Annotated in this window: 5 protein-coding genes, 4 tRNA genes and 2 pseudogenes; 1 reads left to right on the top strand and 10 read right to left on the bottom strand. The window is 54.5% G+C overall.

Features of this window, described 5'->3' with window-relative positions; genetic code table 11:
* Nucleotides 1-347, top strand: a pseudogene (locus tag ACLQ7H_RS27390) (protoheme IX biogenesis protein HemY); the annotation flags it as partial.
* Between the two features lie 1,310 nt (nt 348-1,657).
* On the opposite strand, the gene ACLQ7H_RS27385 reads toward ACLQ7H_RS27390, so the two are convergent.
* The 10 genes and pseudogenes from ACLQ7H_RS27385 to rffA all read right to left on the bottom strand — a co-directional run.
* Nucleotides 1,658-1,734 (bottom strand) — tRNA-Pro (locus tag ACLQ7H_RS27385).
* Nucleotides 1,735-1,810: 76 nt separating this feature from the next.
* Nucleotides 1,811-1,897: transfer RNA gene (locus ACLQ7H_RS27380), tRNA-Leu, on the bottom strand.
* A gap of 47 nt (nt 1,898-1,944) precedes the next feature.
* Nucleotides 1,945-2,020: transfer RNA gene (locus ACLQ7H_RS27375), tRNA-His, on the bottom strand.
* A 70-nt stretch (nt 2,021-2,090) separates the two neighbouring features.
* Nucleotides 2,091-2,167, bottom strand: a tRNA-Arg gene (locus ACLQ7H_RS27370).
* A 135-nt stretch (nt 2,168-2,302) separates the two neighbouring features.
* Nucleotides 2,303-3,705 (bottom strand): annotated as a pseudogene (gene thrP / locus ACLQ7H_RS27365) (bifunctional threonine/serine APC transporter ThrP).
* A 352-nt stretch (nt 3,706-4,057) separates the two neighbouring features.
* A complete protein-coding gene (gene wecG / locus ACLQ7H_RS27360; protein ID WP_411755387.1) occupies nt 4,058-4,798 on the bottom strand; it encodes a lipopolysaccharide N-acetylmannosaminouronosyltransferase in 741 nt (246 codons plus the stop codon).
* Nucleotides 4,799-4,806: 8 nt separating this feature from the next.
* Complete coding sequence (wzyE, locus tag ACLQ7H_RS27355; protein WP_261288494.1) at nt 4,807-6,174, bottom strand: ECA oligosaccharide polymerase; 1,368 nt, start codon at nt 6,172-6,174, stop codon at nt 4,807-4,809.
* Complete coding sequence (locus ACLQ7H_RS27350) at nt 6,171-7,256, bottom strand: TDP-N-acetylfucosamine:lipid II N-acetylfucosaminyltransferase (protein WP_411755386.1); 1,086 nt, start codon at nt 7,254-7,256, stop codon at nt 6,171-6,173. The genes wzyE and ACLQ7H_RS27350 overlap by 4 nt, the downstream gene beginning before the upstream one ends.
* Nucleotides 7,253-8,503: a lipid III flippase WzxE gene (gene wzxE, locus ACLQ7H_RS27345; protein WP_411755385.1), complete on the bottom strand. Its 1,251-nt coding sequence runs from the start codon at nt 8,501-8,503 to the stop codon at nt 7,253-7,255. Before wzxE ends, ACLQ7H_RS27350 begins: the two co-directional genes overlap by 4 nt.
* Before the next feature lies 1 nt (nt 8,504).
* Nucleotides 8,505-9,635: dTDP-4-amino-4,6-dideoxygalactose transaminase (gene rffA / locus ACLQ7H_RS27340; RefSeq protein ID WP_411755384.1), on the bottom strand; the 1,131-nt coding region annotated here is incomplete at its 5' end.

The following is a 9,635-nucleotide window of genomic DNA, read 5'->3' as shown; positions in this document are numbered from 1 at the left end:
AAAGCATTGTGCTGGACGGCCTGAAACGCCAATACGACGAGCGGCTGGTGCTGTTGATCCCACGCATCAAGTCTGGCAACCCGGAGCAGTTGGAAAAAGTGTTACGCCAACAGATCAAGCAGCATGGGGCAACACCGTTGCTTAACAGCACGCTGGGTCAGTTACTGATGAAGCATGGTGAATGGCAGCAAGCCAGCGATGCGTTCCATGCGGCACTGCAACAGCGGCCAGATGCGTATGACTATGCCTGGCTGGCAGATGCGTTGGATAAACTGCACCGCAGCGATGAAGCCACACAGATGCGCCGTGAAGGTCTGATGTTAACGCTCAAGCAAAACGGCGAGTAACAACGTCGGTTGGCTTGTCAGGGCTCAGCATACCGTGCTGGGCCTTTTTTTTGCCCGAAACTTTCCTTGGGGCAAAAAAAAACACTTGCCGCGTGACAAGTGTATAAATGAAGCAATCAGGTCTAGGACAACTGGGGTGGTGCCTCACTCAACGTTTTGCCCGGAGTGTGATGAAGCCGTTGCAAGCAACCCTTTCATCGTTCAGGTGGGCAATAGGCACCTTAAAATCGGCTCTGCATCATTCCTGGGTTTATGAGGCCTAAGGCGAACATAAGAAGTGGAATGAGCATCTACGGTAGAGATATTGCACTTCGCGTGCCAACGTTTGACTAATAAATGCCAACAAGCAAAAAATAAACTCATCATATTGAATTTAAAAGATTTAAAATAATTCCCACTACACCCTCTGATTTTTCCCGTCTATTCGCTGCGATTTACCCCGCTACGGCTCCTGTCGCCTTAAAACGACGGGTTACAGACAATTCTTTTTTATTGATTAAAATCATTAGGTTAAATGTCTCAAACTGACGACAAAGCGCATGCTCATCAAGGGCAAAAGGAGACAACCTGAAATTTCGCCGGGTTTGCCGAGAGGAAGCCGCCCGATACAACGGCCCACCTTAAAGTAAAACGCTGGTTTAATATTTTTGCGAGTTGCATCACAAAATACTTGATCGATTTGGCGGCCAGGCGTAGCCTATTTGTGTGACGTGAATCACACTATTAATAACTCTCTGGGGACTGCCACCATGAAACTGATTAATAAAATCATCACCGTTTTCAACAACGTAGACTTCTCATTCGGTACTATTAACCTCTGATTGCCTACGTAACTTCTGCTTGAAATAAAACGACTGTTATCTGGGGCGATGCTGGCATGAAGCCGATATGCTCCAGAAGTCGTTGCGTTGTTTATCCTCCATTTTGCACCCTGCCATTTTTCCAGCGCTTATCTCTGCTTCCTTCTGATCATTCCCTTGTAAGGCCAGCTCTAAAGTCGTCTGCTTCCCCTCACCCCAACCCTCTCCCAAAGGGCGAGGGGGCTGCCCTGAGCCCTTGATTAGCTCGTGCGGCTTCGGAAAGTGATGTAAGAAGGAGAGAGGCAAGGTATTACACAGAGAAATCAACGAGTTCTATCGGTCCCCTCCCTGTGAGAGAGGGTTAGGGTGAGGGGCCAGCACGATATCTCAGGTATCGGACGCCCACCCTTTCCGCCAATATAAAAAGCAAAAAACCCGCTCATTGCTGAACGGGCTACACAAATTCCAGACGTAAAAAAACCTGCTTAAAAAAGCAGGTTTCTTTGAAATTGGTCGGCGAGAGAGGATTCGAACCTCCGACCCACTGGTCCCAAACCAGTTGCGCTACCAAGCTGCGCTACTCGCCGATTTCTTGTTGCTGATACTACTGAACTTTCCAGCCTATGTCTATGTAAATATTAAATTTATCAGACATTTTGTGTGTGGTGCGAAGAGAGGGACTTGAACCCTCACGTCCGTAAGAACACTAACACCTGAAGCTAGCGCGTCTACCAATTCCGCCACCTTCGCACTGTCACAAAACAGCTTTCAATTCTTTTACTTTACCCTAGGTAAAGTGGGGTGGCTAATGGGGCTCGAACCCACGACAACTGGAATCACAATCCAGGGCTCTACCAACTGAGCTATAGCCACCATAACTACTTTATCTACTGCTTACTTCACGCGGTAATCATACCACCGCAGCTCCTGCGCACAAAATTAATGGCGCGCCCGACAGGATTCGAACCTGAGACCTCTGCCTCCGGAGGGCAGCGCTCTATCCAGCTGAGCTACGGGCGCGTAGCGCCGTTGCGGGTGGGGATACTACGGTTTTATGCCCATCCTGTCTAGTGCTTTTTCTCAGAAATGTTGTGTTCGCTGACCCTTTGCTCACTCTTGCAGCAGAAAGGGCCCGGCAAGGCCCTTTTCTTAAGGTTAGCGCTGACTTTCTGTCCGCTTTTCAGGCTGATGATGAACTTTGTGCATACCGAAGGCAAAGTAGCACAGGCTCACCACAGCCAGGAAAATCATCCCCACCAGCAACGAAATCCGCGTATCTGGGTTGATCCCCATGCCAACCAGCACACAAAGCAGAAAAGCGATGGTCAGGTAGTTCACGTAAGGGAACATAAACGACTTGAAGCTATGGGTCTTCATCGCTTCTTTATGGGCACGGCGGAAATAGATCTGGCTAATCAGCACCACAAACCACGGCATCATACCCGGCAGCACGCTGGCGCTGTAGACATAGACGAACACCTGCTGAGGATTGGGGATAACGTAGTTCAGCGCAGAGCCTACCAACAGGCACAAGATGGTAATGGCAATGCAGTTGACCGGCACACCGCTGGCAGAAAGCCTGGTCAATGCCGCTGGCAGTTGGCGGTTCTTGGCCAGGGCATAGAGCATGCGGCCACCGCTATACATGCCGCTGTTGCAGCCGGAGAGCGCGGCAGTCAGCACCACAAAGTTGATGATACCGGCGGCGGCCACGATCCCAATCTTGGCAAAGGTCAGCACAAACGGGCTACCAGCGGTGCCGATACCGTTCCACGGGAAGATGGTGACAATGACAAAGATGGCACCGACATAGAAAATCAGGATGCGCCACAGGATGTTGTTGATCGCACGTTTGAGCGTCACTTGGGGGTTCTTGGCTTCCCCGGCGGTAATGCCGACCAGTTCAACCCCCTGGTAAGAGGCCACCACGATACACAGCGCAAACAGGAAGCCTTTCCAGCCACCGGCAAAGAAGCCGCCGTGGGCCGTCAGGTTGGCAAACCCGGTCGGTTGCCCACCGTTACCGAAGCCGAAGAAGATCACCCCCAGCCCCACCAGGATCATCACGATAATGGTGGTGACCTTAATCATGGCAAACCAGAACTCCAGCTCACCGTACAGGCGCACCGCCGCCAGGTTGGCTAACGCGACCATGGCGACCGCGATTAACGCAGGCAGCCACTGCGGTATCTCTGGGAACCAGAACTGCACATAGACGCCGATAGCCGTGATTTCCGATATCCCCACCGCGAGCCACATAAACCAATAGCCCCAAGCGGTGAGATAGCCGAAAAAGGGGCTCATGTATTTGTGCGCATAAACGGCAAAAGAGCCCGCTACCGGCTCGAGGAACAACATCTCGCCCATCGAACGCATGATGAAGAACACAACAGGCCGGCGATGATATAGGCCAGCAGCACCGAAGGCCCGGCCCATTTCAACGTACTGGCCGACCCCATAAACAGCCCCACGCCGATCGTCCCACCCAGGGCGATCAGCTCTATATGTCGCGCTTCTAACCCGCGATGTAAACCTTGTGGTTTTTCTTTGCTTGCCATACATCCTCAGTCATATTTTTTTATGATGTTGTTTGCCAGCCGATCGGTGCCGGTCATTATTGTTTTTTTACCCGTTGAGTGTAATTCATCCTCCAGCAGACAAAACGCCACGTAACGAGCAATCCGCACAATTTAGTGACGGGGCAAGTGCCGCTGAGGCCTGGGGAAATTTTCGGGCGTTATGGTTTCGCATTTTGCTGCTATAAGCAAACCGCGAATTAAAACCATATGGAATAAGTGAAGGAGGAATGATTGATCGAGGTTATAGCGTTGACCACGTTATGGCCGATAGAGGGATTATTTGGGCAAAACAGACGCTGGAGCAACGCAGGGAGCTGCTCCAGCCGAAGGATCACATCTTGCCGGTGTAGTAATAGCCGACAAACTTGAGTAACCGAAGTTGGCGGCGAATACGGCTTGGCTGGCTGAGCAGGCGGTAAAGCCACTCCAGGCCAAGATTCTGCCACGCCTTGGGCGCACGCTTCACATGGCCGGTAAACACGTCATAGGTGCCGCCTACCCCCATATACAGCGCCTGTGGATGCACCTTGCGGCAATCCCGCATCAGAATTTCCTGCTTGGGCGATCCCATCGCTACCGTCACGATAGCCGCGCCGCTGGCACGAATGCGTTCAAACAAGGCATCCCGCTGTTCCGGCTTGAAGTAGCCATCCTGGCTGCCTACCAGATTCACATTCCACTGGCTACGCAGCTTCTGCTCGGTCTCTGCCAGCACCGAAGGTTTGCCGCCAACCAGAAACACCGGCGTGCCTTCCTGCCCGGCGCGCTGCATCATGGCCTCCCACAGATCGGCCCCGGCCACGCGGGACACCTCAGCACCAGGATACTTGCGGCGGATGGAGCGCACCATGCTGATCCCGTCGGCATATTTGTATTCCGCCTCATCCAACAGGGCATGCAGCGCTGGATCGGTTTCCGCGTTGAGGATTTTCTCGGCGTTCATCGCCACCAGCGTGCCTTGTTTAACCCTGCCACCGTCAAACAGAAAATCCATGCACTGTGCCATATCGCGAAAGCCCCACAGACTGAAACCGCGTAGCTCATACTTGGGAACCGAAATGTTTGCTTCCATCGTCACTGTTACCTTGTTACAAGGGAGTTGGCAACGGGGGCCAACGCACGCTTGCGCATTATTCGAGTCTTGATAAGACCGGCAGCATCAAACAGCCAGTAGAGTAATTTTGCCAATACCAGGCAAGCACCAAAAATGATACAGAAGAACACCACGCGCGAGACAAAGGAATCGACCCCCTCACGCGCCAGTACGATGATATTGAACACCGCACCAAAACAGAACCCTTGCAAAATCGCCGCCTTAAAGCGGTTCTGCTCGCTTTTTCCCAGCTCATACAGCCAGTCGAACCACTTGATGATCAGGCCCACCACAATGGCGCCCAGCGGGATAAACAGCACTCCCCCCATCACCACCAGCGAACCAATCAGCGTCGGGGAAATCGCCAGCCCGGAGTGGTTGTCCAGCACCTCCCAGGTAAAGTAGTTGGCGGTATTCAGCACCAGATCCGGCCGCCCCGGCCACAGCCAGGCAGGGATAAAGACATAGAAATCACGCACGATCGGGGCCAGCCCCTGGAAATCGATCTTGTCGTAATTTTGCAGCAGCAGCCCCAGATTCTCCCACGGCGAGAAGGTATCACGGGTCAGATACAGGAAAGTGTAGAACGCTTCCGGGCCGCTGACATCCAGGCTATAGCGTTTCAACGCCAGCCAGAACATGCCGACGATGCCGAACACCCCGGCAGCTACCAGCATCCATAACGAGATCCAGCCACGCACAATGCCGATAAACAGGAATAGTGCGAAAGCGATGATGATGTTGGCACGGGTGCCGCCCACGATCACGTAGGTCAGAATGCCAAACGCCACCGTGGCCGCCAGGAAGAAGAACCAGGCACGCAGATCCTGCTTAAGGAAATAGACCACCAGCATCGCCGGGATAAAGAAGTAGAAGAAGCGCTTGAGCGCCACCCCGGAGACATCGCTGGAGAAAATCTGGCTGTAGGAGTTGAGCTTGAACAGCAGGAAACCGTTCTGCATGAAGAAGATGCCAACGGTGCCGATCGCCACCAGCGCCAGCAGTATCCAGGTGATATGGGTCTCTACCCGGTTCATGGTGAACACCGGCTTATGCGGCTGGCTGCTGCGCTTACGCAGCCGCGTCTTGTAGCTGACGTAGTAAATCGCGTAGAAGGCGGTGGCGGAAAGAATGGCGTACAACAGGAACTCTACCGGCACCACGGCCACGTCAAACTGGAACACCAGCAGGCAGGTCAGCGGGAAGCCAAAGTAAAACGTCAGCAGATAGAGCAAGGAAAAGAAGACGTTAAAATTGAAGCGGACGCGTCGAAACTCCTGATAGGTCAGGGTCAGCACAAACAGCGCCCCGATCAGATAGACGACAAACAGCCCACCAAACTGTGCCAGCGTCATGGATTTTCTCCCGCCGCCAGCGCCAATGCCTGCTGCCAGCCATCAACATAGTTCGGATTGAAAAAGGCGATGGACTGTTTATCAAGCGTTGCCAGTTGGCGCTGTGATTCGCGCACCACCGCTTCATCCAGCGAATCACCATAGAACAGCACCGGCAGATGCTGCTCGGCCAGGTCTTGCCAGAACGGGTTCTTGCGGCTGAGCACAAAAGGCACGCCAAACTGGATCAACAGGCACAGCGTGCCGATACCCTGCTGGCGGTCGAAAATAAAGTAGCCGAGATCGCACTCACGCAGGATATTGAGATAATCGTCAAACGCCACCTGCTGGGTCAGCAATTGCAGGTTCTGCTCGGAGAACAACTTCAGGCCTGCCGCACGTACTTGGGCAATATAGGCGTCGTTATTGGCCGGATAGCCCATCGGCAAAATCACCCGCACCTTGGCACCAAATTGCTGATGGATCGCCTGCAACGCCTCGATATGGCGGTTGGTGGTATCACCAGAGTTGCCGACCAGGATGGTCATCGGCCCGGCCAGGTTCTTTTCGACTTCAATGCCCGTCAAAGCCGGGTCCATCCGCGTCGGGAAATACAGCAGCGAAGCCGGAACCCGCGCATGCCGCTGCTGGTAGTGGATCAGGTCGCCTCGAGTGGCAAACACGTGGCCAACCCGCCCTTGAGCGATCCGGCGCAGCACGTAGAACAGGCGGTATTTCCAACTGGTGGCGTTTTCATACAGATCGGCCCCCCAGATATGCCAACTCACCTGGCGCGGCTTGATTTTGCCACTCAGCAAGGCCAGCCACAGCGCCGCGTTAAACTGGCCATGCAGGAACAGGCGGGTGTCACGGTTGGCCTTGGCACGGGCAATCACTGCCTCAGCCAAGCTCTTTTTGCCTGGGAAAGCCTCGATGGTCAGCTTGGGAAAGTGGCCCAACGCGGCCACGTCTTTGGCTGCCACCATGAAATGACACGTTTGTTCAGCGGGCAGACGTTCGGCCAGCACGTCATTAAAGAAGCGCAGCACCGTCTGATTATGATGCGGGATATCAGATCCCAGTACGTGGATCAGTATGCTCATACTCGTCTACGATAAAGAATAAATACGCAGCTACAGAGCGCGAAATACACGATGTAGGTTGCCATATAGGCCTGTGCCGCCCCTAATGCGCCGTGCAGCGGGATCAGCCAGTGCGAGAACAGCGTCAGCAAGGTGAACTGGCTGACCTCCGCCAGAATATAAAAACGTAACGACGCTTTGGCGATCACCAGGTAGCCGAAGACGTAGGCCCCGACTTTCAGCACGTCCCCCACCAGTTGCCAGGCAAACAGATCGCGCATGGCAACGAACTTCTCAGAGAACAGCAGCCAGATGGCGAAGTCACGCAGCAGCCAGACGGTAAAGCTGGCAGCGGCAACCGCAGGCAGCACAAACTTCAGCGAACGCACGATCTCCCGCGAGATGGCGCTTTTCTCTTGCAGGCGCGATAACGTCGGCAACAGGTAAACGGTGAACGAAGCGGTAATAAACTGCAGGTAGGCATCGGAGATACTGCTCACCCCTTGCCAGATCCCCACTTCATCCCAGCCGTAATGTTCTGCCAGCAGGTTACGCATCATTACATAGGCGACCGGCAAGGTCACGGAGGTGATCAGCGCCATCAGGGTAAACTTACCGAGATGGCTGGCCAGCGCCTTATCCCAGGCCAGCGCCAGATAGCGCAGCGGCAGCGCCTTACGCCGCCACAGCATGAAACCGGCAGGCAACACCACCAGGGCAGGAACCAGGGCCAGCCCGGCCAGCGCGCCTTCATAACCGCCCAGCTTAAAGCATAGCGTAAAGGCCACCACGCCGATCAGGCTACCGGCGATCACCGCTAGGGCGTTGCCCATCGCATCGCGATAACCTTTGAGGATCGCCAGGAACAGGTTGGCGTAGGCTATCCCCATCTGGATAAACGCGACCGCCCGCACCACGTTCACATAGTCGCCATGGCCAAACAGCCCACGGCTGATCGGCTCGGCAGCAAACAGGAACACCAGCGCCAGCAGGGTTGAGAAGCCCAGCACGATACTGGATGCGGTACCCACCGCCATCCGCAACCGTTGCGGATCCTGATGGTATTGCGCCACATACTTGGTGATACCGTTAAAAATCCCGGCACCCGACAGCACGCCCAGCACGGTGATCAACTGACGGAAGTTACCCGCCTGCCCGACCCCGCTGGGGCCGAAGGCCACCGCCAGCATTTTTACCACCAACAACCCCACGCCGATCTTGATCAGCGTGGAGCCAGCAGTCCAAATCGATGCTTTTGCCAGCGACATATCAGGCGAAGAAGCTCAGGATGGTATTGATCACCGTACGTTGATTGACGTCTGACATGTTAAAGAACAGCGGCAGACGTACCAGGCGCTCGCTCTCTTTGGTGGTGAAGCGGTCTTCGCCGGAGAAACGGCCAAACCTCTCACCCGCCGGGCAGGCATGCAGTGGGATGTAGTGGAACACCGACATGATTTCGGCTTCTTTCAGGTAGTCGATAAACGCGGTGCGATCCTGTACATCTTTCAGCTTGATATAGAACATATGGGCGTTATGCACGCAGTTGGCCGGGATGATCGGCAAGGCGATACGCCCCGCAGCCGCCAACGGTTTCAATGCATCGTAATAGTTCTGCCACAGCTTCAGGCGGCGCTGGTTGATCGTCTCGGCGGCTTCCAGCTGCGCCCACAGATAAGCGGCTTGCAGATCTGACATCAGGTAGCTGGAGCCAATATCGCGCCAGGTATATTTGTCCACCTGACCACGGAAGAACTGGCTGCGGTTAGTGCCTTTTTCACGGATCACTTCGGCACGATCGATCAGGGCCGGGTCGTTAATCAGCGTCGCGCCACCTTCACCGCCAGCGGTGTAGTTTTTGGTCTCATGGAAGCTGAAGCAGCCGATATGACCGATAGTCCCCAAGGCTTTGCCTTTATAGGTCGACATCACGCCCTGTGCAGCATCTTCTACCACCATCAGGTTGTACTTCTTCGCCAGCGCCATGATGGTGTCCATTTCGCAGGCCACGCCAGCGTAATGCACCGGTACGATGGCACGGGTTTTATCGGTGATCGCCGCTTCAATCTTGGTTTCATCGATGTTCATGGTGTCTGGACGCAGATCGACAAACACCATCACCGCCCCGCGCAGCACAAAGGCGTTAGCGGTGGATACGAAGGTGTAGCTCGGCATGATCACTTCATCACCCGGCTGGATATCCAGCAGGATGGCAGCCATTTCCAGTGACGCGGTGCAAGACGGCGTCAGCAACACTTTCGGGCAGCCGAAATGCTGTTCCATCCACTGCTGGCAGCGACGGGTAAAACCACCGTCACCACAGAGTTTGCCGCTGCTCATCGCAGCCTGCATATAATCGAGTTCCGTGCCAACAACCGGTGGAGCGTTAAATGGGATCAT

Origin of the sequence: Serratia sp. (in: enterobacteria) (genome assembly GCF_046715635.1) — a bacterium.
In the GTDB taxonomy this organism is placed as follows: domain Bacteria; phylum Pseudomonadota; class Gammaproteobacteria; order Enterobacterales; family Enterobacteriaceae; genus Chania.
This window is presented reverse-complemented; position numbering and strand designations above follow the sequence as displayed.